Source organism: Paenibacillus sp. FSL H8-0317, assembly GCF_045040685.1.
In the GTDB taxonomy this organism is placed as follows: domain Bacteria; phylum Bacillota; class Bacilli; order Paenibacillales; family Paenibacillaceae; genus Paenibacillus.
Map to the genome: position 1 here is coordinate 4,418,457 of NZ_CP150294.1, position 24,959 is coordinate 4,443,415.

A 24,959-nucleotide genomic window follows, 5' to 3' on the forward strand; every position below is an offset into this window, starting at 1 on the left:
TCAGTCTCATCCAGTCTTGTGCTGAAGCTTCGACAGTGTACGCACAACTACATCCCTGTTCTTCGCATCCTTGATATAAGCCGGAATACTATGTGAAGCCGTTCGTATAGGCATATTGCCGTATTTTACACGCAGATCTGCGGAGACATAAGCGATGAGATAATTCAGATGCTCCCGATTTACAGCCCATATTATTTTTCCTCTGAAATTATCCAGGAAGTATAATTCCAGCCCGAACACAGGATCTTTCCCTGCACAAATCTCGGAAAAACACCTTTGGTATGTCGGCTTGGCGTGTAATTCAACCTGATTAACAGAACTACAATGCGGACATTCCACATGCGTCGATCGGTGAGACGTCTTCTTCTCGTCTGTGACTTCCACGTTAAACCAACGTTCACATACAGCACAATTCCCCTTGGCTTTATATTGATATACTGGTTCTTCAAAAGCTTGAGCGTAACATTCGTAACACTTCCATCCCAGTTGACCATTCCGTTGATCAATCGAAGCGTGCCCACCGCATTTGGGACATTTCACATCAATCCGCTCTCCCCGTCGAACAACCGAATAGAAACTATACTTATACGCACCTTCATCTTCGAAACGTTTCATCCTGTATCCACCTTTCTTCTGAAACTACGACAAACACAGCGTCAAAATACTCAACATTTACCAATCCATCTCTCTAAAATTATATGAAACTCCGTTGCTCAGCACAACAATTGAAGACAGATTGTTGGAAATGCCTCTAATACGACATACCCAAGTGTGTGCCTCATCACACCCGTCCCCACCTCAATAACGTAATCTATAACTAAATAACTACTGAAATGAAAGAAAACCTGCTTTTTAGATTGTGAAAAACATCACTTAAGTAAAGGTTGTGCAACTATGTTCTCCTTACTGAATGTATATAAATGGTCACTCGTATTCGCTATATTCACAGCAACGCTCTCTCACTGTAGTTCAACCGATACAGTTAAACCTGTTCACCACGATGAAGTCTCCTCCTCCTCTGCGGTCAGTGAACCCCCGGTGGACCCGATCATTCGCAGAGAAGGGACTACGGTATATATTGAGATGACGGCCCAGGTTACAGATGTCGAAATCTCCAAAGGAGTGATATACAACGCTTGGACATTTAATGGTACCGTCCCCGGACCCGTCCTACGAGTGACCGAGGGAGATACATTGGTGTTCACGTTAAAAAATAAAGATTCCAGCCTGCCTCACTCCATGGATTTTCACGCTGTACATGCTGCTCCAAGCAGCAAATTTATTGATGTGATGCCAGGCGAGGAAGGCACGTTCACCTACTCAACCTCCTCACCCGGTGTATTCATGTATCATTGTGGAACCAAACCGGTTCTTGCCCATATCGCAAACGGGATGTACGGCATGATTATTGTTGAACCCAAGGCTGGATACCCTTCCGATCACTTGGTTGATCGTGAGTATACCCTTGTTCAGAGTGAATGGTACAAAGAACATGACTACGAAGCTTTTTTGAACGGGGAACCGGATTATGTCGTATTTAACGGCAATGATTATGGATTAGTAAAACATCCCCTGTTAGCCAAAGTAGGAGATACGGTGCGGATCTATGTCAGTAATGCCGGCCCCAATGAAGTCTCATCCTTCCACGTTGTAGGTACAATTATGGACCGTGTGTATACCGATGGTAACCCACGTAACATCCAGTATGGAATACAGACGGTTATGCTTCCCGCAAGTGGTGGAGCTGTCGTAGAGTTCACCGTGACCGAAGAAGGTGATTATGCGATTGTAACCCATCAGTTCAACCATGTAGCCAAAGGAGCTGCCGCTGTTCTGCGTGTGACCAAGGATGGTACGGATCATGGTGGACCCGCGATGTCTCACTGAGACATGACAATAGATCATGGCTATACCTATCCTGAACAATTCGAGGTGATTAAAAGATGATCTGTACACACGAAGCGAAGGATGCCTGTTTCTCCAAAGTATCTCTGTTCCAGCATCTTGATCCATCCGAAGCTGCCTTGTTGATCTCCCTTCTGCATACCCGCAAATATAACAAAGGCGAAGTTGTCGTCCAGGAGGGCGAACACTCAGATACGCTTTATGTGGTTCATCAGGGATGTGTGAAGTTATCCAAATACAATGAAAATGGCAAAGAACATATTATCCGGTTTCTGTTTCCCGGAGATTTCTTCGGACAAGATTCCCTGTTACACCAAAAACCACATGCCGCGAACGCCGAAGTTCTGGAGCCTTCGGCCATCTGCTCTATCAGCAAGCATGACTTTGACCAATTACTTGAACATGATCCAAAGCTTGCTTATCATTTCCTGCTTGCCATTACCAAGCTGCTCCGTGAAACAGATGAATGGAACAGCTCGCTAAGTGCGATGACAACGGAACAGAAGATTGCCAAGTTGCTTTTGTATTTCCATACCCGAAATCATGCAAGGCATGAGATCCGCTTGCCTGTTTACAAAAAAGATATGGCTCTGCTGCTCGGGATTACACCCGAAACACTTAGTCGCAAACTTACCATGATGCAAACTCAGGGACTGCTTCAGGTTACAGGAAACTGCATCCTTATTCTTCAACTGGAGCAGCTTAGGGAAAAGGTTACTCACTGAACTAAAGATTTGACAATAACACTGAGATGACAGAATAACAGCGTATTTGGACAAGTATTATATTTCACATCAGATGTGAGTATCGTCACAGTGCGGGCTTAACTTAGCGTATACAGTTAAGAAAAGATCTACAGGAGGGTTTTGCGATGAATACGGTTGTTAAATTGGACAAACAGATCATTATGCACAAAATGCAGGAGTTATGTTCACTACTGTTACAAGATGAAGGATACAAAGAGATGCGGGACATGATTGATCAGTTTGCAGCAGATGAACAGGCCACAGCCCAGTATGAGCGTTTTATGGAGAAACATCAGGCACTGGAGGAGAAAGAACGGCAAAATATTGAGTTGCTTGCCTCTGAAATTCAGGTATATGAAGAGGAAGAACGTGCCCTTTATGATCATCCCCTCATTCGCCGGTTCATCTATGCACAGCGTGAGTTCAGCCAGCTGCATCAGCAGATCAGTCACTATTTCACGAAATCCGTGGAAATGAACCGTCTACCCGAAGCGAATGAACTGGGTAAAGAAGCTTGCGGGTGTGGAGGAAGTTGTTCCAGCAACCACTAAGATCATCTTTTGTCTAAATAATAAAAAAGAGTATCCGATCAGTACACTGGTACCCATAGACTGGACACTTTGAAAAAAGGTGTGCGGACTGTGGGTACCTTTTTGTATACTGAAGAAGCAATGGAGGGGATTACATCGTGAGCAAGAAGCGATTCACAGAAGAAGAACGTGAACAGATATCAAAGAACAGATATGTAAGGAATGTTAGCGACAAAGCGATAACCTATGCAGATGAATTTAAGCAGTTATTCATTGACGAATATATGATGGGAAAGACACCTAGAGAGATCTTTGAAACTCATGGGTTTGATGTTACCGTAATTGGAATGAAACGAGTAGAACAATCTGCCGGACGTTGGAAAAAAGCCTATGACCTTGGAGGGATTATTGGGTTGTCTGACTCCCGAAAAGAAGCCTCGGGTCGCCCTTTACATAGAGAGTTATCGCAGGAAGAAATCATTGCAAAACAAGAAGCACGGATTCATCTACTCGAATCTCAAGTAGAACTGCTAAAAAAGCTAGATACGAAAGAAAGGTTGCTGGTAGCAAAGGGAATGAACCTAAGCAAGATTAAGTTGTTCGAGCTCATAAAGGAAGCCGTGGATCAAGGCTTGGAACGTATGACGGGATACCTCTGCTCATTGCTTAACGTATCTCGTTCGGGGTATTACAGCTACTTACAAGCTGCAGATTTACGTTTAGAGCGGGTCCGTTCGGATGCTGAGGCAGGGAAGCTGATTAAGAAGGCTTTCGAACGAAGGGGTTACAAGAAGGGCTCACGCTCCATCAAGATGATTCTTGAGCACGAGTTTGGTGTCATCTATAACCTAAAGAAAATCCGTAGATTGATGAAGAAATTTAACATCGTATGTCCGCACAGAAAAATCAACCCTTATAAACGCATGGCCAAAGCTACGCTGGAACACCGAACCTTACCCAATACTCTGCAGAGGGACTTCAAGAAGGGCATACCGGGTCTGGCCTTGCTTACGGATATCACGTACCTTCCATACGGCCGATCCGGGATGGCCTATTTGTCGACCATACTGGATGCCTCAACAAGTGAGGTCCTCTCTCACAATATATCCCATCGGCTGACATTAGACATTGCCACGGATACTGTTGACGCTCTCAAGAAACAGAAACGTCTAAAGCTCCAAAAGGATGCTTTCATCCACTCAGATCAGGGCAGCCATTATACCAGTCCCATCTATCAGGAGTTGTTAAAGAAGAATGGGTTAGGCCAGTCGATGTCCAGACGCGGGAACTGTTGGGACAATGCTCCCCAAGAATCGTTCTTCGGCCACATGAAGGACCATGTCGATCATCGTAGTTGCCGTTCCCTTCAAGAGTTAAAGCAAGAAATCGATCGTTACATTCGCTATTACAACAACCACAGATATCAATGGGGATTAAAAAAGATGACCCCTGTTCAATACAGGAATCATCTATTATTCGCCTCGTAAATCTTTAATGCCACTCTTTTTTTAGTGTCCTTGACACGGGGGCCAGATTACAGAAACCACTCTGTTCGGATACTCTTTTTATATCAATTTAACTAATATTTACACGACTATGTAGAGGACAGCGATCGGAAGCGTATTCTGTCATCTACAGATCCAACAACAGTGATACGAGCAATCCCATGGATGCAATCAAACCCACGACAGGTCCGCCTTCCTCAAAGGCTTCTGGCATCATCGTCGAGCAGATCATCGCAATGATTCCACCACCTGCAAATGCACCAATCGCTGCACTCATCTCCTCAGGAAGCTGCTCGAGAAACAGATATCCACCCAGAGCTGCAAACGCGGAGATCAGCAATACACTTAACCACATCAACATGATTTTCGCACGACTGTACTTGCTGCCCTGCAATCCAACCGTACTCGACAGACCTTCAGGGATGTTGCTGACAAAGATGGACACCACCAGCACCACACTGACACCGTTGCCGGCCAGCAAGCTGGCTCCAAGCATGATGGATTCCGGGATAGCGTCCATTACTGTGCCTGCAAAGATCCCCAAGCCGCTTTGATTCGAGTCTCCTGACCTTCCCGAGCGTTTACGCCCTGCCCCACCCTTTGCCGAGATGAGCAGGTCAAACAAGGTATACACGACGGCACCTGCCGTAAAACCAATGGCTGTAGGGATAATCCCCCCATCATTCAGCGCATCTCCGAGTAGTTCAAAGGTAGCTGCCCCGATTAATGTACCTGTCCCAAAAGCCATGATCCATCCGATGACTCGTTTAGGAATCTGTAGAAACAGGGCTGCGAGTGCACCAATGACAACCGCTGAGGCAGAGATGCCGCCCCACATGAATGCAGTCCACATCCGGGTCGACCCCTCTCTTGTTCAATAATCTTCTATCATTCCATTAACCCTTGCCGACGAATCAAAAACAATCCTGTGACGTTGTGACCTATATCACCTGCTGTGTTCAAAAATCAAGCTATGATGAAATGATGCGGTTTACAACAGAACAGACCAGATCAGGAACTGTACGGCTCCAATAATTTCAATGATACCGACCTTCATAGGGCGCAGTGTTCTGCCTGCATATATGAAGGTGCGTACAGCGGAATAGACATACGCCAAAGACATCCATGGATAACCGATCACCATCGGTATGATAATTAGAAGGATATGTACCATGCGAGTTAGCATCAGCCAACGCTTATTCGTTCGCTCTCGAAAGACCGATTTCACAAAGAACGTACTTCCTGTAAAATGTAAGAAAGAAAATAAAACGACGATCGCCATTCCATAGTCCCAGTGCCCGCCTCCTATGAGATAAGCAGCTGCTCCCCCTAGAGAGAATACGAGCATGGCACACAGGTCATTGGTAAGCGAACGTTCTACTTTGTGTCTCACATGCCAGATGTTCACCAACAACAAGCCAGCCAGTACCGGGCCAAAGAATAATAGTGAGATCTGACCCAGAACGGGTGGGATCAGACAGATTAGAGCCACTGTACCGTAGATTACCGCCCACTTGTAGAGACGATGTCGATTGGCATTCTTTTTCAAAGACTGTAGTAAGGGATACGCGGTTAGATATAATCCAAGCCAAGCTACAAATAAGGGCGCATGCAGCCAGTGCGGACCACTTGCAATCACACCTACCAGAAAAGGCACACTAACCATGGCCCAGCCGCCATGTTCATGAGGGATAACGATTGAATGCGTATTGGTTTTCACTTCACAGTTAACCTCCTAGGATTGAATGATATCGAAGTTAGAAATATGAACACAGAGAGGAAAGATTCTCATGAGCAGGGTAAACAAAGATTCAGCAGCGGAGTTTCTACAACAGTTCCCCATCTTTCAGGACCTTAGTCCAGAAGAATTAATGCAGGTCGAAGATATCGCCATTTCCAGAAGCATTCATAAGAAAACGGTCATTTTTAGCGAAGGTAGCGAAAAAGAAGCTGTTTTTTTCATTCGTACCGGCATCGTAAAAGCATATAAAACGGATGAGAACGGCCATGAACAGATTGTCTCTTTCCTCAAAACAGGGGATATGTTCCCGCATACCGGCTTTTTTAACGCACACCCCTATCCGGCTACCGCTGAAGCGATTACCCCTACCGAACTGCTGGCCATACCCGTCAGACTGTTCGAACGTTTAATGCTGAGCACTCCATCGATTGCGATCAAAATCATGCGTGTACTCGGAGACAAAATACGAGAATTACAGGATAAATTGCAGGTACTCTCTGGTCAGGATGTGCGCAACCGTGTGCTCTCCTTCCTTCTCATGCTCGCAGAGCAACACGGACAGACGCATGGAGACCAAATTATCATCAACCTGCCCATGACACACCAGGAGTTTGCCAACTCCATTGGTACAACAAGGGAAACAGCGAATCGGCTTCTAAATCAGCTTACAAAAGAGCATTTGATCGAAGTGGATCGCAGCCGAATTATCATTCTTGATTTACAAGCATTGAAACAACAAAAGGATGCATGATCACCCAGCTCCACTGGGGTTACCCCAAGTCCTTAAACCAATCTCTGTGAGCAAAAAGAGACCTTAACGCCTGCAATCGATGTTAAGGTCTCTTGCTGTATGCACAATTACCGATACAATTATCAGGCGATTGTGAGCTCTGGCCTGCCCATGTCACTGAACATGCCCGCATAATATTTGACTTCGCCTGCCTCATTACGGATTGCCGTAATACTTAACCATTCCTGATAGATCTCTCCGTTTTTCTTCCGATTCCAGATCTCGCCTTGCCAATATCCTTTTTCACGTAATTCCAGCCATAATTGGTCATAGAAACGTTTATCCTGCTTACCGGATTTCAGCAGACTTGGCTTCTGTCCAACCGCCTCTTCAGCACTATAACCAGTGACTGCAGTAAAGGCCGGATTCACGGATGTAATAACACTGTTCGTATCTGTGATCAGAATGGCTTCAATGGTACTCTCCAGAATGCTCGCAGATAACTGAAGCTTCTCCTGGTAGAACATCCAGATCACAAGTACAAGACTGACCAACGCGATCTGAGACAAAGCCATGAAACCAATGGCATAATGACCGGTCATGCTGTACAACAAAGTCAACATCAACGGAGGGAAGAATCCACCCAGTCCCCCCATAGCGGAGATCATCCCATTCGCTACCCCTGGTTGTTTAACGAAATACATTGGCACTAATTTGAAAATGGTTCCGTTACCTGTCCCTGCGCATAATGCCACAGTCAGACATCCAATCGTGTAGATATAGAATGATGGCGCGAAGGATAATACAATCGCTGCGATCGTTAATCCGCCGAACACAAACATTAATATTTTGAATGGATTAAATCGATCTCCAAGCCAACCTCCCACGGGCCTCATAATGGTTGCAACGAGAATGAATCCCGCTGTACGAATACCTGCATCGACTTTATCCATCTGAAAGTGACTAACCAGGAAATTCGGCAAGTACACCGTAAATGCCACGAACGAGCCAAATGTCAGAAAATAAAACAAGCAGAGCAACCATAGTTTATTGTTGCGTGATATGGCCTTCAGTTGCTGCATTAAAGGAGCGTTAACTCGTACTTCCTGTTTGTCACCCAGAACGAAATTCAGCGCCGCCATCCCTAATAGCAAAATACTGTAGAGCAGAACCGTCGTAGACCATCCCATACGATCAGCGATCAGCGGGGCTCCGAATGCAGACAGTGCTGTACCCAGGTTACCAATTCCGTAGATCCCGTTAACAAATCCATGTCGCTCTTTCGGATAATATTTGGGCAGTGAAGTTACACCGACGGAGAAGACAGCTCCCCCAATACCGAGGAACAATCCACCAATCACCAGATCACTGAACGACGTCGCACGGCTAATCCACCATACCGGAGCCAGCAGCAGGACAAAGCTGATCATGAAAATATTGCGTGCTCCATATCGATTCGTCCAATAACCAATCGGAATACGGGCAATCGATCCGATCAATACGGGAATCGCTGTCGCCCACGCAAGCTGGGAAGACGTAAGCGCAATATCTTCTTTAATAAATGGCATCAGAGATGACAGGATAACCCATACCATGAAACCCAGAACCAGACTTGCCGTTTGCAAGGGCAGTTGAACCTTTCCTTTATGTTGCATCTACATCGCCCTTTCCTTTTTTTGTTCCTGATTCGGATACACAGCACCATCTCTTCTGCGATACAGCACATAACTGCGTTTCAGATAACCCAGTGGCATACTCAACATGTGAACCAGACGTGTAAATGGAAACACGCAGTACAGTACAAAGGTAAGCAGAATGTGTACTTTGAAGTTCATCGGTACATTCTGCATCAGAACGGGATCAGGCTGGAATACGATCAGACCGCGCAACCACGGATTAATCGTTGTTCGATAGTCAAAACCTGTGTGATTCACCGCATTAGCCGAGGTCGCCAGTATTCCGGTGACAATGACTATGATCAACATGGCAAGTGCCATCCAATCCCCGATGCTGCTTGTCGCCCGCACTCTGCGAGCAACATAACGGCGAACCAGCAAAATGACAGCACCTGCCAATGCAATGATCCCCGCAGGCAGTCCTCCTGCGATAGCCATCAAGTGATATCCTTCATCACTCAGTCCAATCCAGCGATAGAACTCCACTGGAACAAGCAAACCGGCAATATGTCCACAGATTACAGCGAATATCCCGATATGAAAGAGTAAACTGCCCCATTTTAGCATGCGTTTCTCCAACATCTCACTGGACTTGGACGTCCAACTGAAAGGATTCGTCACATAACGCCAGATTGTCGCCGTAATACAGAAAACAATGACCATATAGGGAAGAGCGCCCCATAACAACAGTTCCAGTGTACTCACCGATTCCCCCTCCTCATCTGGGCAGCGATCTGCATAAGATCTGCAGGTTGTTGGTTAACTGTCTCTTCTTGTTCTGGCACATCAGGGGCAGGAGGCTCAGGAATGACCTGTAACATCAGACTGAGCAATGGTCCATATGGGCTGTTCTGTCCCGTAATGCTTTCGCTCATTGTGACCAACGCCTTATGGCAACTGGAGAGCACCCCTAAGGCATCTTCCTCGGGAGCCTCAGCTACAAATTCAAGCACCATAGGCAAATAGTCCGGCAACTCACTCACTTCCATATAAAATCCCGCAGCTTCATATCTGCGTTTCAATTCAATCAGAGCCGGGCCCCGATCCCGTTCATCGCCATGAAGAGCATACGTGAGATAGAGGTTACACTTTTTATCAAAATCGAATGTACGAACATAGGAATCCTGCCACTCAATCGAGCTAACAGCCTGTGCTTCATCTACAAATGTCAACAGAATCTGCTTCCCCGTCTCATCGGAAATGGACTGTATAGCTTCCTTCACTCCTTGCAGTCCTTCTCTCCACGCTGTATCCGGATATTGCAACAGGTAGGAGATCAGTTTACAGACCATTCTTCTCGTATTCGTATCGTAAACCAGAGCCTGACCTGTTCCCTCATTGGGTTCGATCGTCATCGTTGTCATTGTCTCCTTTCCCATCAAAATACCCCACAAGAACCAGGACCACCTGCAAAATCAAGTCCGCAGCTGCCCTGTTCGCTGAAGAGATCTTCCACTTCCTCACGGTGGGCTGGCGGGATGACAAAACGATCATTATACTTCGCAATCGCGAGCAGTCGGTACATGTCCTCCACTTCCTGCGCATCCATGCCTACTCTTTCCAACAATGCCGATTCACTGGTCTTACCCGTCTGCTGATTACGCATGTGAATGCGCATAACGGCCATCTTCCGCAGGACCTCACGAATTCGATCCGTATCTCCTGCTGTAAGCAGATTGGCAAGATACTCCACCGGAATACGCATGTTATCAATCGCAGGGAAAATATCATTAGCCTCCAGTGAACTTCCCTGTCCCTCTACCCGATTGGTAATCGGGCTAAGCGGTGGAATGTACCATACCATTGGCATGGTACGGTATTCAGGGTGAAGCGGGAGCGCAATTTTCCAGTCGATAACCATTTTATAAATAGGGGACTGCTGCGCTGCAATAATCCAATCCTCGGGAATTCCTGCCTCACGCGCTTCGCGAATCACCTCAGGGTCATTCGGATCAAGGAAAATATCCATCTGGGATTCATAGAGATCCTGGTCATTTTCAACGGAAGCAGCAGCTTCAACACGGTCTGCATCATACAGCATCAGGCCGATATAGCGGATACGTCCCACACAGGTTTCGGAACAGATCGTTGGCAGACCCGCTTCAATCCGCGGGAAACATAGCGTACATTTCTCGGCTTTGTTTGTCTGCCAATTGAAATAGACCTTTTTGTACGGACAGCTCGATACACAGAATCTCCATGCGCGGCATGCATTTTGGTCAACCAGTACAATCCCGTCTTCTTCCCGTTTGTACATCGCTCCGGAAGGACAGGAGGACACACAGGCTGGGTTAAGGCAATGTTCACAGATCCGTGGCAGATACATCATAAATACCTGTTCAAAATCCATCTTGATCGAATCCTCGACACCCTTCATGTTGGGGTCTTCCATCCCGGTTACATGGGCACCTGCCAGATCATCCTCCCAGTTAGGTCCCCACTCCAGATTCATATATTCACCGGTAATCTGGGATTTCGGTCTTGCTACAGGCTGATGTTTTTTCTCCGGGCTGTTCGTCAGTTTCTCATACTCGTAGGTCCATGGCTCGTAATAATCATCAATGGTAGGCTGATCCGGGTTATGGAAAATGTTAAGCAAGCGTCTTGCCCGTGTGCCGGACTTCAATTCCAGTTTGCCATTCTTCATCTCCCAGCCACCGCGATAACGCTCCTGGTCCTCCCATTGTTTCGGATAACCGACCCCTGGCTTGGTCTCTACATTGTTCCAGTACATATATTCTGCACCTGGACGATTGGTCCAGGTGTTTTTGCACGTAACACTACATGTATGGCACCCTATGCATTTGTCCAGATTCATGACCATACTGACTTGTGCTTTAATCTTCAAGCCAATCCACCTCCTGCAGTTTTCTTATGATGACATTGAGATCACGCTGATTGCCTGTCGGGCCATAGTAGTTGAAGCCATAACTTAACTGGGCATAACCACCGATCATATGGGTAGGCTTCACATGAATACGTGTCGGACTGTTATGCGTACCCCCACGTGTCTGTGATATTTTGGTGCCCGGAACATTAATATGACGGTCCTGAGCGTGATACATGAATGCCATGCCGCGAGGAATACGGTGTGTCACTACGGCTCTGGCAACGACTACCCCGTTACGGTTGAAACATTCGATCCAGTCGTTGTCAACCAGTCCGGCTTCTTCTGCATCTTCGTAGTTCATCCAGATTGTCGGGCCACCTCGGAACAACGTCAGCATCGGCAGCGCATCATAATACATACTGTGGATCGACCACTTATTATGCGGTGTCAGGTAGTTCAGGACAATCTCCTTGCCCCCTTCGATCGGACGTTTGCTGTTTGGATGGAACGGTGTATGCTTCAGCACAGGTTTAAATGTCGCTAATGTCTCTCCGAACTCGCGGAGCATCGCATGATCAATATAGAACTGCTGTCTGCCCGTCAATGTACGCCATGGAATCAGGCGCTCCACATTGGTGGTGAATGGCGAATATCGGCGTCCTCCTTTTTCCGATCCGCTGAATGCAGGCGAGGTAATGACCGTTTTCGGTTTGGAAGTGATCTCGTCAAACGTAAAACATTCCTCAGACCGTTCCTCAGCCAAATCTTTCAGATGCAATGCTGTTTTCTGTTCAAGTGCTTCCCACGCACGCACAGCCATCTTTCCGTTCGTTGTACTGGACAAGGTCAGAATGGCCTCTGCAACATTACGGTCTGTGCTCAGATCCGGACATCCTTGTCCAACGCCATCTTTACGGTTCACGCCCAGGATACCCTTGAGTTTTTCATACTCTTCACTGGCTGACCAGGATATGCCTTTGGTACCGATTGGTTTATCCTTCACTACAGGTCCAAGGCTGATCATTTTGTTATATACCGCAGCATAGTCACGTTCCACGACCTGAATATGCGGCATCGTTTTGCCCGGGATTGCTTCACATTCTCCCGCACTCCAGTCTTTGATCTCTCCGTACGGTTGAGCAAGCTCATCTGGTGAATCATGCAACAGCGGTGTAGCTATGATCTCCTTCTGTGGACCATCAAATTGCTGCGCAGCCATCTCGGAGAATACACGTGCAATTTCCTTGAAGGTATCCCAGTCCGAACGGGATTCCCACTGCGTGGCTACAGCCGGATTAAATGGATGAACGAACGGATGCATATCCGTACTGCTCAGATCGCTTTTCTCATACCAGGTCGCTGCTGGCAGAACAATATCGGAATACATCGCCGTACCTGCCATCCGGAAATCCATATTGATCATCAGGTCGAGTTTGCCTTCCGGTGCTTCATCCACCCATTCCACATGCTCCGGGCGCAGTCCATGATCGTCATCATTCAGCAATCCGTTCGTTGCACCGAGCAGATGCTTGAGGAAATACTCATGTCCTTTGCCGGAACTTGAGATCAGATTCGCTCTCCAGACAAATAGTACACGCGGGAAGTTCGCTGGATCATCGGGTTGCTCGATTGAGAACTTCAGATTTTTGTTCTGCAATTCAGAGGCTACATAAGCACCGATCTCTTCCTTCGTCGTTGCTCCAGCCTGCAGTGCATCCTGATGCAGATCAATTGAGTTACGATTGAATTGTGGATAAGATGGAAGCCAGCCCATACGCGCAGCCATCACATTATAATCAGCCACATGCTGGAACCTCGGTTCACCCTCAAGCGCCGAAGTCAATTCTCCTACTTGGGTCTCCTCGTATCTCCATTGATCTGTTGCAAAGTAAAAGAAGGATGTTCCGTTCTGCAGACGTGCAGGTCCGGTCCAGTCACGAGCAAAGGCAATCGTCTGCCAGCCTTCAGCCGGACGCAGTTTTTCTTGACCAACATAGTGCGCCCAACCTCCACCATTCACACCCTGACAGCCTGTCATCAGTATTAAGTTAATGATGGCGCGATAGATGACGTCGGAGTTGTACCAGTGATTAATACCGGCTCCCATGATGATCATGGAACGCCCTTTGGTATCGATCGCATTTTGTGCAAACTCACGTGCAATCTGTACGACAGTCTCTTGGTCCACACCAGTGATTTTCTCTTGCCACTCCGGAGTGAATGGTTTTACCTGTGGTGCATGTAAGATGTCGTCTCCACGGTGAACACGTACACTCCACTGCTCCGCACCAGTGACTACTTCTGCTGAATCCGCAGAACGTGTCATTTCACGTTCAATTCCGTATTTGGCAAGTACCAGATCGTATACGGCTGTTACCGTAATCCATCTGTCTCCCAGCCAGATCTGGCGTACAGGAATCTGCCACTTCATGACATGTTTTCCCTCATCATCAAAGTACGGCAGTTGAATGGTTACGAGATCATGATGGACTCCGAGCATGGATAGTCTTGGATCAATCGGCTCACCGTTCTCCACCTGTTCCATTTTGAGATTCCATGTGCCTTCTTCACCCCAACGGAATCCCAAACTTCCTTTTGGCATCGCATAGGTTCCACTGTTCTCATCGTATACAAGCGTTTTCCATGCCATATTATTGCCCGTAATACCCAGGTCTTCCCCAACGAGAAATCTGCCTGCTGTGTGTATCCCGTCCTTTTCTTCCACAATCAGCAGATTTGGAAAGTCCGTATACTGTTTGGCATATTGCATGAAATAGTCCGTAGGCTTTTCAATATAAAACTCTTTCAGGATGACATGGCCCATAGCCATCGCCAGAGCGCCGTCCGTTCCTTGTTTTACCGACATCCATGTATCTGCAAATTTCACATATTCCGCATAATCCGGGCTGATCGATACCACTTTCGTTCCCCGATAACGTGCTTCAGCCAGGAAGTGGGCATCCGGTGTCCGCGTCATTGGCAGATTAGAGCCCCATACCAGAATGTATCCCGAGTTGTACCAGTCACTGCTCTCCGGCACATCCGTTTGATCGCCCCAGATCTGAGGTGAAGCCGGCGGCAGATCCGCATACCAGTCGTAGAAACTGAGCAATGGTGATCCCATTAGGGAGAGGAAGCGCGACCCTGCTGCATAACTGACCATCGACATAGCAGGAATTGGAGAGAAACCAATAATCCGATCCGGTCCGTATTCTTTGATCGTATGAATTAGCGAAGCGGCAATAATCTGTGTCACTTCACCCCATGACGCGCGAATTAATCCACCTTTACCACGTACCGTTTTGTATCTTTTCACTTTGGCCGGATCATCCGCAATGCTGGACCACGCCTGAACCGGGTCACCATGTGTCTGAAGCGCATCACGCCACATGTCCAGCAGCGCACCACGTACATAAGGATGTTTGACACGCAGCGGGCTGTACAGATACCAGGAGAAGCTCGCTCCACGCGGACAACCTCGTGGTTCAAATTCCGGCATATCCGGTCCGGTTGAAGGATAGTCGGTAGCCTGCGTTTCCCAAGTGACAATGCCGTCTTTCACATAGATCTGCCAGCTGCATGATCCGGTACAATTGACGCCGTGCGTGGAACGCACCACTTTGTCATGCTGCCAGCGGCGGCGGTAGACATCTTCCCAATCCCGGTTAACTGGGGACATCTCACTCCAGCCCTCCGCACTTTTTTCACGTTTGGCAAAATATTTGAGTTTGCCCATCCAGGGCATGCTTTTGTTACTCATTGTTGTCCTCCCACATATATGACCTGTTGATGCAAGTTGAATCCTGAACTGCTGTTGCTAACCTCCGATTTGCGACATATGTCGCAGCGTTGGCGTGCCGTCAATCTGTTGCCCGTTTAAGGCTTTTAACATGTCATGTGTTTCGGGTTTGGCTCCGAGTGCCTTGTAAAATAAATCCTGCACCGCCTTGTCATCACCTACGAGTGGACGAACATTGAACTCATCTGACCAGTAGAGACAAGGTTTGATATTTCCGTCTGCTGTCAGCCTGAGCCGATTGCAATTTCCGCAGAAATGGCTGCTCACCGGATGAATCAGACCAAAGGTTCCGGCAGCTCCCACAATGCGATAACTATCTGCAGGTCCATTCCCATAAATCTCTCCACAGCTTTCGTACTCCCATTGTGCTCCGCATGTTTCCAGCACATGTTCGAGGGGCATATACCCAGATCTCCAACCTTCTCCACTTTCACCAATAGGCATGTACTCGATAAAACGAATATGAATGGGTTCATCCCGGGTCATCCTCAGAAAGTCTTCCACTTCATCGTCGTTCACGCCTTTCATCAGCACCACATTCAGCTTGATCGGATGAAATCCGGCTTTTTGGCTGGCCTTAATGCCGTCCAGCACACGCTGCACCTTGCCGCCTCGGGTAATGCTTGCGAATCGTTCTGGCTTCAAAGAATCCAGGCTTATGTTCACCCGTGTTAGCCCCGCAGCCTTCAGCAGATCCGCATAAGCTGCCAAATAGATGCCATTGGTGGTCAATGCGATATCTTCAATTCCTGGAATAGCGGACAACATCGCAATCAGTTGATCCAGCCCCTTACGAACAAGAGGCTCCCCTCCAGTTAAACGCAATTTCCGAATGCCCAATGGAGCAAGCGCCTTAACGATGGACGTGATTTCTTCATAGGACAGGATTCGTTCTGTCGGTTCAAACTGCATTCCTTCCTCTGGCATGCAATACACACAGCGGAGATTACAACGATCCGTAACCGAAATTCTTAAGTAATCATGTTTTCTTCCAAACGGGTCCATTAATTTTGATTCCATACACATACCTCCCTTCTCTAGGGTGCTGTATTCACATCAGCCGAAGGAGAAACCTGTTTTCTCTCATCCAGTGTCATCTTGACGCTAAATATAAGGATGTCTCACTCGCTGAACTGTGCAAAATATCACAAGAAGTGAAACATAGCGCACAGTTGCACATCTATATATGCTCACCAGCCCTTTTCCAAACAGGATTCTGGTCTAAATAAGTCTAAATTATGGCAAAAAGAAATGTGTGAGCCTGCTCACACAGACCCCTCTTCACGTTTTCTATAATCAAATTGCAGCACCACACTATCCCTATTTGGAGGAATGACACATGAACACATACGCAGCAACCATTAATGCCACGGAGTATCCACCGCATTTGAAACATAAAGTTATTTTCGAAACGTTTGATCAGTTGCAACCACAGGAATCCATGCTGCTCATCAATGATCACGATCCAAAGCCACTTCGATTCCAGTTCCAGTCCACACATCCTGATGGCTTCAACTGGGAGTATATTGAGCAGGGCCCTACAACCTTCCAGGTCAAGATCAGCAAACTATAGAATTGGAGCTGAACCGCTATGGCCCACGTTGAAATCATTGACAATACTACACTTCGCATCACGCTGAGGTTGGAAGATGCCACAACCATGGTGCAGATAGCACAGCGTGAACAGGCCGAATATGCGCAAGAGATTGTTACCATTTACGAAAAAATGCCTGTGTTCGAATATACTCACTTCTGTTTTTACGCCTATGACAGTGCAAGACTTTTTGAGCGTGTGCTCGGCATGGACCCCAAAGCCTATCTGTCCTTCTCCCTCGATGCGCCGGAGTCATTCTTCTACGCGCTGTACGGTGGAATGGCCGCCCTGTATGAATCATCTCTGCAGTTGGTACAACAGGCGGATGTAGCTAGTGCAGGATTGGATGTGAACGCACATGTCTCCATCTGATATCCGTATGGTTGAATTGGATGTGCGCCCTCATCTGAGTAAAAAGCTGGAGCCGTTTCAGCTGATTATGGACACGGTCAAGGGCCTTCAGCATGACGATGTGTTTGTCCTACATGCTCCATTCAAACCAACGCCTCTGCTCGGTATTCTCAAGCTGAAAGGATATTCCAGCACATCGGAACGAAAAGGTTCAGATCACTGGGTTACCACATTTGTGCACAAAAAAAATAAAACCGGTGCAAAAGCATTATCTGCAATGGTTTTACCTGGATCAGAAGTTAATTCGGAGCCCGGTTCAGACGAAGAATCAGCTTCATGCAAAGGACATCCGGAGGAGCAAGCTGTTGCGATTGCAAACATTGAAACTCCACAGGCACCCAAAGTTATACTGGACAATCGCGGATTGGAACCGCCACAGCCCATGATGCGAACACTTGCCGCTCTGGAGCGTTGCAAACCTGGGGAAATCGTACTGATTCACAATGACCGTGTACCTGTATTCCTGATTGAAGAGTTAAACAATCTAGGTTGCACCTACACGGTTGAAGATCAAGCCGATGGCACAGCCAAAGTGAGAATTGAAAAAGGGTAAGGAGGAGAAAGCCATGTCCAGGTTGCCGTTTCTTTTCATCATCACGGGCATCTTTGGATTTGTAATGTATCACGCCTTCTCCCTGCTCTCGCTGACAGGCTGGCTTGGTGATGAACTCAGAGGACCCGAAGGCTGGTTTCATGCTCATCTGTTTGTGCTCGGGTGGGCAACCATGCTCGCAATGGGTGCCGTTTATCAGTTGATACATGTTATTTTGCAATCCAATATCTACAGTCTGGTTCTCGGTTATTGTCATTATGTCTTGTTCAGTATCGGAATCGTAGGCATGTTATACGGCTTCATTTGTGCAGATGTCATCTGGATTTCCGGTTCTGCGACACTCGCGCTCTCTGGCATCCTGTTGTTCGGATGGAATATGGCTGTTACCCTCTTACGTGCCTCACAATGGAATCCGGTAACGATTAGTGCAGCATGTTCGTGTCTTTATCTGGTTCTTACCGGGCTATCCGGTATGCTGATGGGTCTGAATTTTGCCTTTGGTGATTGGAATGGTATGCATGAACGCTTGTTCGGCGCACATATCTGGATGGGAACACTCGGCTGGTTTGGCATGTTAATTACCGGATTCAGTTACAAAATGCTGCCCATGTTCTACCTGTCCCACGATTACTCCCTTCGATTACAGAAAGTGGTCCTGGTTCTGTGGAATGCAGCTGTAATTACAGGCGTTGTCGCATTTCTGACTGGGCTTAAGGGAGGTTTGCTCTGGTTCGCGCTCTTGCTCCTAACCGCAGCCCTACTCTTCTATGTGTATCACTTGGAGCAAATTCAGGAGAAACGTCACAAAAGCAACCCCGGGCCGGGTATTCGCTGGTCTGTGTATGTAAGCCGTGCCTTTGCCGCATATGCTGTCGCCCTACTGATCTATTCGGCGCAAGGAACCGAACTGCTGCTCCATCCAAGGGTTGTTCTTCTGTCTGGATGGGTATATCTCGGGGGCTGGGTGTCCCTCACCATACTCGGATATGCCTCCAAAATCGTGCCTTTTCTCTGGTGGACCCACAAATACGGCAAGCAGGCAGGCAGACCCGGAACACCGCTAATGGCTGGTATGCTGAGTGAACGGAACGTCAATTGGGGGATGATCGCCATGGTGGCTGGAAGCCTTCTGCTAGTCAGTGGAATTCTGATTAATCTGGCAGAGGTTATGATGGTTGGAGGAACAGCCTTATCTCTGGTTTCCATCGTTTATATAGCGAATATTGCTTTGGTATTCAGACGTTAATGTTAAAAAGGTAGATTGGAGGGTGAACATGATGGAACAAACAACGCATTTACTGGAATGTCTCAAGGAAGTATATGACCCTGAATTAGGTGTCAATATCGTTGACCTTGGTCTGGTGTATGAAGTAAAGGAAGAAGCTGAACGAGTACATGTACGGATGACGCTAACTACACCAGGTTGTCCGCTGCACGATACCATCGTTGGTGCGGTGAAATGGGTTTTACAGGAAAATACGAATAAGACTGATATTGACGTTCAAGTGGTGTGGGAGCCACAATGGTCTCCACAGATGATGTCGAATGAAGCCAAGGAATTGCTGGGATACTTCTAGGCAGAATGACTATAGACCGGATAATGAACAAGTTGCTGGCGGAATACGAAGAAGCGTACTTAAATCTGATGTTCTCAGACTCAAGTATGCTTTTTGTTTTGCGATGGGAAACACTTGATTAAGATATTCTTGAATAAAAATAAATAAGGAAACTCCAGAATAGAGTTCCCCTTATATTAGTTCCGATCAGTGAATCGTTGTATCGCTTCCTTGATATTCGATGTTAGATGTCCTTTGCATAGGATGCTGCTGGCACTTTGTTTAACACCACGAACAAACGAACCTCCTGAGCTCCTGTATTATGGAATGCAAACTCCACTTCACCGCCGCAATGAATTACATCCTCTTGTTTCACTTCTTGTTCTTTTCCATCCAGCATAAGTGTGCCTGTGCCTTCGACCACCAGCAAAATAACGTCTGTGCCTGGATGTTTATGAACGGGAAGCTGCTGACCTGGCAGAAAATGAAGTACAAAGGTCACTCCACCACCCTGTTGGAATAAAACTCGTTTAGTAAAACGCTCCTCACTGAATGCTTTGACTTCTTGCAATGACGTGATACTCATCCTAATCGTCCTCCTCGATAATGTAATCTGTGAATACATTCATCTTATCGCAAGAAAGCCCGCATTTCCTTGATCTGAATCAAGAAATACGGGCAAATGAACAAATCATAGTCGGTCCCTTATGATCGTTTGTTTTTAAGATAGTTACACCATCATTTTGCGCAGAGAAGCGATATATCTGGAACGTATGACGATGAAATAAAACGTCTGTGCAAGTACAAAGGCACCAAAAACAGTCAACACCGGCATCGTATAATTGGTAATACCAAACTCAGTCAGGAATGGTTTAACCACTACCAACGTTTCAATGATAGCTACCCCAATCGGTAAAAAGAACAGAATGGCAATCTGAACGGTGGATGATCGTTTCATCTCCTGGAAACTGAGGCCCATTTTCGAAAGAGAATGCACCATCCTTCCATCTGCTTCAAGATCGGTATGCAGTCTGAAATACAGAAAGCTTGCGGAAGATATCGAGAAGATTAATCCGATAAATATACCCAGAAAGGTAAAGAGTGCTGTACCCTGTCTGTATCTCTCAAAATCTCCATATCGTGTAGTCAGATATCCAGAGTTGTTATCCGTTGAAGCGTTGCTGCTTCCAATGGAATTTACGGAGAATAGAAGCTGATCGCTAACCATGGCTTCCGAGGAGTGGCGGTCAGGTACAGCATGGCCCCATGCAGGGATCTGATACAGATATTTTCCTGATATCATATTCTCTTTGATCTGTTGGGCAATCTCTTCATACTTCTCATCCGGGAGAACAACTACACCTGTAGCATAGAGTAGGGTTCCAAACCGTGGATCGATATCTGTATCCGTAACCCGGGCTTCCAGAGGGCTATCGTTCAGATTCAACGTCAACTTGTCTCCCTTCGCATAATTACGAAATCTGTTGCGCTCGATCTGACCCTGATCCTTCTCATTGCGGGTATCCACAAATAAAACGGATCCGGTATCCAATTGGAACATCTTTCTCCCTTGTGTCCGATTGTATTGGTTGTAGTGACTAAGCGGCATAACCGAGACAGCACTCTGATCTGCAGAGGACCACAGATATTCCAGATATATCTGTTGATAATCCAAGCCTGCGGCTTCAAGTTTCGAATCAATAGCGCTCATATCCAATTGCTCCGCTGGTCTGAAGACGTTGTATTGAATTGGAAAATCGTTGTTCGTAAACTGTTCCCGGTTCTCCTGATCCAGTGACAAAATTACAACTGCACTCATTGAAGCAATCGCAATCACCACGGTCACCATAAAGAGCATGCGTGCATTATCCTTCATTTTATAACTCATCTCTGAGATCCATAACAGACGTGTACCCTGCCATACGGTTTTACGATTACGTTTCAATAAGCGAATGATCATGACAGACAGTTGAGAGTAGAAAAAATACGTTCCCGCTATCCCTGTTACAGCTGCAATCATGATTGTTCCGCCATTTAACTCGCTGCGGAGTACCACAAAACCTACTGTTAGTAATGCAAAACCCAGAAGTGAGAAGAACCATGAAGCTTTGGGCTCTTTTTTAGGCTTGCTGGTTCCCGTCAAAAGTTCTAACGTTCGTTTGTTCCCGATAAAAACCAATGTGAAGAGTGATATGCAGAAAAATAATAACAGAAAGGCCCCGATCGTAATCAGAATCGCTTTCACCGGAAAATAAAAGGGCAGATCATCCATCCCGATAAAACGAGTAGTTAACATCAGGAACAGCTTGGACAACAACATACCTCCGCCGATCCCGGCAATAATGGACAGGCAGCCGATCAACATGTTCTCCAGAATGACCAATCTCCGAATCTGCCTAGGCTCCGCACCAAGTATGGTCAGAATGCCAAACTCTTTGTTCCGTGATTTGAGAAAAGCACTGATGGAATACATAACAAAGAAAAATGCAAACACATACACAATAACCGAAGCGATCTGCATCCCCGTAGCGGTTGTGTCACCCATTGGCAACTCTGCCACATATGGATGATAGATAAATACCGCATACGCGAAGAAAATCATGACCATAAACACACTACTAAGAAAAAAAGCAATATACGCTCGCCCATTCCGGCGAATGTTATTAAACGCGAACTGAGGAAAGCTCATGTGAATTCCCTCCCCAGAAGGATAAAGTATCAATGATCCGCTGGAAAAACGTCTGTCGATTATCTCCGCGGTGTACCTCGGCTGCCAGTTTTCCATCCTTGATAAACACGATGCGGTTGCAATAACTTGCAGCAAGCGGGTCATGTGTAACCAACATAATGGTTGTTTTCTCCTGCTGGTTAATCTGTTCAAGTGACTCCATGACCGCTTGGGATGACGTAGAATCCAGGGCACCGGTGGGTTCATCCGCCAAAACAATCGAAGGCATATTGATCATGGATCTCGCAATGGCTGTCCGTTGTCGCTGTCCGCCCGAAATTTCGTAGACTCGTTTATCCAGAATATGATCAATCCCGAGCTTCGCTGTAATGCGATGAAGTCTGCTCTCCATCTCCTTCAGTTTGACCTTGTCCAGTGTCAATGGAAGCACAATATTCTCAGCAACAGTCAGCGTGTCCAGCAGATTGAAATCCTGAAAGACAAATCCGAGTTCCCGACGTCGGAACATGGCAAGTTCTTTCTTTTTCATATCAAACGGGTTCATGCCATTAATCAGCACCTTGCCTGAGCTGGGTTCATCAATGGTGGAGACCATGTTTAACAATGTGGTTTTGCCACTACCCGACGGGCCCATAATACCCACAAACTCACCTTGCTTGATTGTCAGATGAATATCACTAAGGGCCCGAGTCTGCACTTTGCCCTGATATACTTTGTTCAGTCCCGATACCTGTAACATTTCCATTCGTAATTCCCTCCTGATCCATCATTCTTTATACGTTAATTCTATTCTTATCCTAACCGACCTCCCCTAACGGTGCTATCGAATTACCTTAAACTTCTCTTACAGCCCGTTTAAGGTTTTGTTCCCCTACCTCCTCTATCACAATTCTGTGCATTAAAAAAAGCACCTCGCCCATGGGCAAAGCACTTTTCACTTCGGATATTTCGAATGAATCCAGCTGAATCTAACCAACGTTCCCTCATTTGGCTCCGAAAACAACTCGACACGGTTATCCAGGCGGGCACTGATCTCACGAACCAGATATAATCCCATTCCCGTAGATTCATGGTATTGTCTGCCCCGTTCGCCTGTAAAATAGGGATTGAACACGCGATGAATATCTTCGGACGAGATGCCAATTCCCTCATCCTGAATGTCCAGGATTGTACGTTCTTCCTGCTTATAGCCTGTAATGATCACTTTTTTGCCAGATTTGCTATCGGAATAGTTCACGGCATTGGTCAGAATCTGGGTGAACATGAACCGCAGCCACTTGGAGTCACTATATATCTGAAGGTCGTCCTCCATACGAATATCCGGCGTAATGCCTCTGCGAATAAACAAACGTCGGTTCTCAGCAATGCTACTCCGAAGCACTTCTTGCAAAGACAACAGCTCCACACGAAAATCCCCTTCAAACTGTTCAAGCCTTGATGAATGCAAGACCATTTCAAGTCCTTTGCGCAGCTTATCCAGCTCATCCTGAATACTGCCAGCCGTCTCATCGTCCACATCTTCCAAGGTCAGTTGGATGATGGACAACGGGGTCTTCATCTGATGAACCCAGCGATTCATGAATACCACCTGCTGTTCCTTGCTAGTACGTAACTGACCCATCTCGTTCTGCCGATTACGCTCCAGTTCATGTAACAATTCCTGGATGGCCTCCGCCACGACCGAATTTCCAAGCGTTTGAAAAGGCTCGTTTACCAGTTTGCGTGGTTGTTGAAGTAGACGGTAATATGCTCGCAACTGGAAGTAACGAGTGACCAGATAAACCATCAATACCACGATACTGATCAGCATGCCATAAAGGACAATCTTCATCGGACGGCCCTCACCAGAGAGCCAGTAGACACACGGAACCAGCAGCATCTGTAACACATAAAATCCGACTAACATCAGGTGGTCTTTCAGGAAAAGTCTCATTTTCCTTTCCCCTGTGCGGATGAATCCAGTTCCAACACACGATAACCCGCTCCGCGAACCGTCTCCAAAATCTCTTCTGCACCCAGCTCCTTCAACTTCCGGCGAACACGTGTAATATAGACATTCAACGTATTATCATCAATAAAATGCTGATCTTCCCACATCTGTTCCAGCAATTTTTCCCGGCTGACAACTCGACCTGCCTTTGCCATCAGTGCTTCCACCAGTATCGCTTCCTTCTGTGTCAGCTCTGTTGAACGTTCCTCATACTCCAGCACAAATCGCTCAGGATAGAGGATCATGGGACCATTCTTCACTGTTACTTCCTGCTGAACAGCAGCGTAAGAACCATAGGCTCGGCGCAGCTGACTTCGTACTTTGGCAAGAACGACTTCATATTGAAAAGGTTTTGTAATATAATCATCCGCTCCATGTTCCAACGCCATAATCTGATCCATACCGCTATCACGAGCCGATATGAATAAAATGGGACATATGGAATGTGTGCGTATCTGCCTGCACCAGTAGTATCCATCATATTGAGGCAAATTCACATCCATCAGCACAAGGTCCGGATTCATTTCCACAAATTCATCCAGTACATGACGAAAATCATCTGTGACCTGTACCTGGAATCCATTTCGGGTCAGATAAGCCGCCAGCAATCCAGCTAGCTTGGCATCATCTTCAACCAACAATATCGACTGCATCGTTAACCCTCTTTCCGTTTCCTGACATCAGTGTATCACATCTAGTTACCC

At 46.7% G+C, this 24,959-nt stretch carries 24 protein-coding genes; 10 read left to right on the forward strand and 14 right to left on the reverse strand.

What is annotated here, in order from left to right:
• Window positions 1-6: 6 nt before the first annotated feature.
• Window positions 7-615: a hypothetical protein gene (locus MHB43_RS19585; RefSeq protein WP_405117782.1), complete on the reverse strand. Its 609-nt coding sequence runs from the start codon at window positions 613-615 to the stop codon at window positions 7-9.
• A 279-nt stretch (window positions 616-894) separates the two neighbouring features.
• On the opposite strand from MHB43_RS19585, the gene MHB43_RS19590 reads away from it, so the two are divergent.
• From MHB43_RS19590 to MHB43_RS19605, 4 genes are all read left to right on the forward strand, one after another.
• Window positions 895-1,887 (forward strand): multicopper oxidase domain-containing protein, encoded by a 993-nt coding sequence (locus tag MHB43_RS19590; RefSeq protein ID WP_405117783.1) that lies wholly within the window; start codon window positions 895-897, stop codon window positions 1,885-1,887.
• 56 nt (window positions 1,888-1,943) lie between these two features.
• Window positions 1,944-2,630, forward strand: a complete 687-nt coding sequence (locus MHB43_RS19595; RefSeq protein WP_405117784.1) for a Crp/Fnr family transcriptional regulator — start codon at window positions 1,944-1,946, stop codon at window positions 2,628-2,630.
• A 146-nt stretch (window positions 2,631-2,776) separates the two neighbouring features.
• The gene (locus MHB43_RS19600; RefSeq protein WP_076210007.1) at window positions 2,777-3,202 is read left to right on the forward strand and encodes a YlbF family regulator; all 426 of its coding nucleotides are present in this window, start codon (window positions 2,777-2,779) and stop codon (window positions 3,200-3,202) included.
• Window positions 3,203-3,339: 137 nt separating this feature from the next.
• Window positions 3,340-4,668: an IS3 family transposase gene (locus MHB43_RS19605; protein ID WP_338539556.1), complete on the forward strand. Its 1,329-nt coding sequence runs from the start codon at window positions 3,340-3,342 to the stop codon at window positions 4,666-4,668.
• A 145-nt stretch (window positions 4,669-4,813) separates the two neighbouring features.
• Here MHB43_RS19605 and MHB43_RS19610 read toward each other — a convergent pair whose 3' ends face one another.
• On the reverse strand, window positions 4,814-5,539 hold the full coding sequence (locus MHB43_RS19610) for a ZIP family metal transporter (RefSeq protein WP_405117785.1): 726 nt from the start codon (window positions 5,537-5,539) through the stop codon (window positions 4,814-4,816).
• Between the two features lie 138 nt (window positions 5,540-5,677).
• Window positions 5,678-6,406, reverse strand: a complete 729-nt coding sequence (locus MHB43_RS19615) for a YwiC-like family protein (RefSeq protein WP_405117786.1) — start codon at window positions 6,404-6,406, stop codon at window positions 5,678-5,680.
• A gap of 70 nt (window positions 6,407-6,476) precedes the next feature.
• On the opposite strand from MHB43_RS19615, the gene MHB43_RS19620 reads away from it, so the two are divergent.
• A complete protein-coding gene (locus tag MHB43_RS19620) occupies window positions 6,477-7,178 on the forward strand; it encodes a Crp/Fnr family transcriptional regulator (RefSeq protein ID WP_339297223.1) in 702 nt (233 codons plus the stop codon).
• Between the two features lie 122 nt (window positions 7,179-7,300).
• Here the strand turns inward: MHB43_RS19620 and MHB43_RS19625 are convergent, their stop codons facing one another.
• From MHB43_RS19625 to moaA, 6 genes are read right to left on the reverse strand one after another with little or no spacing between them, the layout of a single operon-like run.
• Window positions 7,301-8,812, reverse strand: coding sequence for an MFS transporter (locus MHB43_RS19625; protein ID WP_405117787.1), 1,512 nt, complete (start codon window positions 8,810-8,812; stop codon window positions 7,301-7,303).
• The gene (gene narI / locus MHB43_RS19630; protein ID WP_076210003.1) at window positions 8,813-9,538 is read right to left on the reverse strand and encodes a respiratory nitrate reductase subunit gamma; all 726 of its coding nucleotides are present in this window, start codon (window positions 9,536-9,538) and stop codon (window positions 8,813-8,815) included.
• On the reverse strand, window positions 9,535-10,212 hold the full coding sequence (gene narJ, locus MHB43_RS19635) for a nitrate reductase molybdenum cofactor assembly chaperone (RefSeq protein ID WP_405117788.1): 678 nt from the start codon (window positions 10,210-10,212) through the stop codon (window positions 9,535-9,537). Before narJ ends, narI begins: the two co-directional genes overlap by 4 nt.
• A complete protein-coding gene (gene narH / locus MHB43_RS19640; protein ID WP_076210001.1) occupies window positions 10,212-11,681 on the reverse strand; it encodes a nitrate reductase subunit beta in 1,470 nt (489 codons plus the stop codon). Before narH ends, narJ begins: the two co-directional genes overlap by 1 nt.
• Entirely contained in the window at window positions 11,671-15,423 is a 3,753-nt protein-coding gene (locus MHB43_RS19645) for a nitrate reductase subunit alpha (protein ID WP_405117789.1), read from the reverse strand. Before MHB43_RS19645 ends, narH begins: the two co-directional genes overlap by 11 nt.
• A 57-nt stretch (window positions 15,424-15,480) precedes the next feature.
• Complete coding sequence (gene moaA, locus MHB43_RS19650) at window positions 15,481-16,482, reverse strand: GTP 3',8-cyclase MoaA (RefSeq protein WP_221820435.1); 1,002 nt, start codon at window positions 16,480-16,482, stop codon at window positions 15,481-15,483.
• 319 nt (window positions 16,483-16,801) lie between these two features.
• Here moaA and MHB43_RS19655 point away from each other — a divergent pair, with 319 nt between their 5' ends.
• Genes MHB43_RS19655 through MHB43_RS19675 form a run of 5 tightly spaced genes read left to right on the forward strand, consistent with a single transcriptional unit; the run spans window position 16,802 to window position 19,597 of the window.
• Window positions 16,802-17,035, forward strand: coding sequence for a DUF2249 domain-containing protein (locus MHB43_RS19655; protein ID WP_036613358.1), 234 nt, complete (start codon window positions 16,802-16,804; stop codon window positions 17,033-17,035).
• An 18-nt stretch (window positions 17,036-17,053) separates the two neighbouring features.
• Window positions 17,054-17,428 carry a hypothetical protein gene (locus MHB43_RS19660; RefSeq protein ID WP_221820433.1) on the forward strand — a complete coding sequence of 125 codons (375 nt, stop codon included), beginning with the start codon at window positions 17,054-17,056 and terminating at the stop codon, window positions 17,426-17,428.
• Window positions 17,415-18,020: a DUF2249 domain-containing protein gene (locus MHB43_RS19665; RefSeq protein WP_221820432.1), complete on the forward strand. Its 606-nt coding sequence runs from the start codon at window positions 17,415-17,417 to the stop codon at window positions 18,018-18,020. The genes MHB43_RS19660 and MHB43_RS19665 overlap by 14 nt, the downstream gene beginning before the upstream one ends.
• Window positions 18,021-18,033: 13 nt before the next feature.
• Complete coding sequence (locus tag MHB43_RS19670) at window positions 18,034-19,266, forward strand: hypothetical protein (protein WP_221820431.1); 1,233 nt, start codon at window positions 18,034-18,036, stop codon at window positions 19,264-19,266.
• Window positions 19,267-19,297: 31 nt separating this feature from the next.
• Window positions 19,298-19,597, forward strand: a complete 300-nt coding sequence (locus tag MHB43_RS19675) for a metal-sulfur cluster assembly factor (RefSeq protein ID WP_221820562.1) — start codon at window positions 19,298-19,300, stop codon at window positions 19,595-19,597.
• 223 nt (window positions 19,598-19,820) lie between these two features.
• On the opposite strand, the gene MHB43_RS19680 is transcribed toward MHB43_RS19675, so the two are convergent.
• The 5 genes from MHB43_RS19680 to MHB43_RS19700 all read right to left on the reverse strand — a co-directional run bounded on the left by MHB43_RS19680 (window position 19,821) and on the right by MHB43_RS19700 (window position 24,908).
• Window positions 19,821-20,162, reverse strand: a complete 342-nt coding sequence (locus tag MHB43_RS19680) for a cupin domain-containing protein (protein ID WP_221820430.1) — start codon at window positions 20,160-20,162, stop codon at window positions 19,821-19,823.
• 144 nt (window positions 20,163-20,306) lie between these two features.
• Complete coding sequence (locus tag MHB43_RS19685; protein ID WP_221820429.1) at window positions 20,307-22,265, reverse strand: ABC transporter permease; 1,959 nt, start codon at window positions 22,263-22,265, stop codon at window positions 20,307-20,309.
• On the reverse strand, window positions 22,240-23,010 hold the full coding sequence (locus MHB43_RS19690; protein WP_221820427.1) for an ABC transporter ATP-binding protein: 771 nt from the start codon (window positions 23,008-23,010) through the stop codon (window positions 22,240-22,242). Before MHB43_RS19690 ends, MHB43_RS19685 begins: the two co-directional genes overlap by 26 nt.
• A 189-nt stretch (window positions 23,011-23,199) precedes the next feature.
• Window positions 23,200-24,198: a HAMP domain-containing sensor histidine kinase gene (locus MHB43_RS19695; protein WP_221820425.1), complete on the reverse strand. Its 999-nt coding sequence runs from the start codon at window positions 24,196-24,198 to the stop codon at window positions 23,200-23,202.
• Window positions 24,195-24,908: a response regulator transcription factor gene (locus MHB43_RS19700; RefSeq protein WP_405117790.1), complete on the reverse strand. Its 714-nt coding sequence runs from the start codon at window positions 24,906-24,908 to the stop codon at window positions 24,195-24,197. The genes MHB43_RS19695 and MHB43_RS19700 overlap by 4 nt, the downstream gene beginning before the upstream one ends.
• Window positions 24,909-24,959: the final 51 nt, after the last annotated feature.

Bases quoted from the DNA above. Each gene is read 5' to 3' on its own strand.
- MHB43_RS19610 (WP_405117785.1), bottom strand. From the start codon at position 5,539: ATGTGGACTGCATTCATGTGGGGCGGCATCTCTGCCTCAGCGGTTGTC.
- MHB43_RS19595 (WP_405117784.1), top strand. From the start codon at position 1,944: ATGATCTGTACACACGAAGCGAAGGATGCCTGTTTCTCCAAAGTATCT.
- MHB43_RS19655 (WP_036613358.1), top strand. From the start codon at position 16,802: ATGAACACATACGCAGCAACCATTAATGCCACGGAGTATCCACCGCAT.
- MHB43_RS19695 (WP_221820425.1), bottom strand. From the start codon at position 24,198: ATGAGACTTTTCCTGAAAGACCACCTGATGTTAGTCGGATTTTATGTG.
- MHB43_RS19585 (WP_405117782.1), bottom strand. From the start codon at position 615: ATGAAACGTTTCGAAGATGAAGGTGCGTATAAGTATAGTTTCTATTCG.
- MHB43_RS19660 (WP_221820433.1), top strand. From the start codon at position 17,054: ATGGCCCACGTTGAAATCATTGACAATACTACACTTCGCATCACGCTG.
- MHB43_RS19670 (WP_221820431.1), top strand. From the start codon at position 18,034: ATGTCCAGGTTGCCGTTTCTTTTCATCATCACGGGCATCTTTGGATTT.
- MHB43_RS19685 (WP_221820429.1), bottom strand. From the start codon at position 22,265: ATGAGCTTTCCTCAGTTCGCGTTTAATAACATTCGCCGGAATGGGCGA.
- narJ (WP_405117788.1), bottom strand. From the start codon at position 10,212: ATGGGAAAGGAGACAATGACAACGATGACGATCGAACCCAATGAGGGA.
- MHB43_RS19680 (WP_221820430.1), bottom strand. From the start codon at position 20,162: ATGAGTATCACGTCATTGCAAGAAGTCAAAGCATTCAGTGAGGAGCGT.
- MHB43_RS19665 (WP_221820432.1), top strand. From the start codon at position 17,415: ATGTCTCCATCTGATATCCGTATGGTTGAATTGGATGTGCGCCCTCAT.
- MHB43_RS19645 (WP_405117789.1), bottom strand. From the start codon at position 15,423: ATGAGTAACAAAAGCATGCCCTGGATGGGCAAACTCAAATATTTTGCC.
- MHB43_RS19700 (WP_405117790.1), bottom strand. From the start codon at position 24,908: ATGCAGTCGATATTGTTGGTTGAAGATGATGCCAAGCTAGCTGGATTG.
- MHB43_RS19590 (WP_405117783.1), top strand. From the start codon at position 895: ATGTTCTCCTTACTGAATGTATATAAATGGTCACTCGTATTCGCTATA.
- MHB43_RS19625 (WP_405117787.1), bottom strand. From the start codon at position 8,812: ATGCAACATAAAGGAAAGGTTCAACTGCCCTTGCAAACGGCAAGTCTG.
- MHB43_RS19690 (WP_221820427.1), bottom strand. From the start codon at position 23,010: ATGGAAATGTTACAGGTATCGGGACTGAACAAAGTATATCAGGGCAAA.
- MHB43_RS19675 (WP_221820562.1), top strand. From the start codon at position 19,298: ATGGAACAAACAACGCATTTACTGGAATGTCTCAAGGAAGTATATGAC.
- moaA (WP_221820435.1), bottom strand. From the start codon at position 16,482: ATGGAATCAAAATTAATGGACCCGTTTGGAAGAAAACATGATTACTTA.
- MHB43_RS19620 (WP_339297223.1), top strand. From the start codon at position 6,477: ATGAGCAGGGTAAACAAAGATTCAGCAGCGGAGTTTCTACAACAGTTC.
- MHB43_RS19600 (WP_076210007.1), top strand. From the start codon at position 2,777: ATGAATACGGTTGTTAAATTGGACAAACAGATCATTATGCACAAAATG.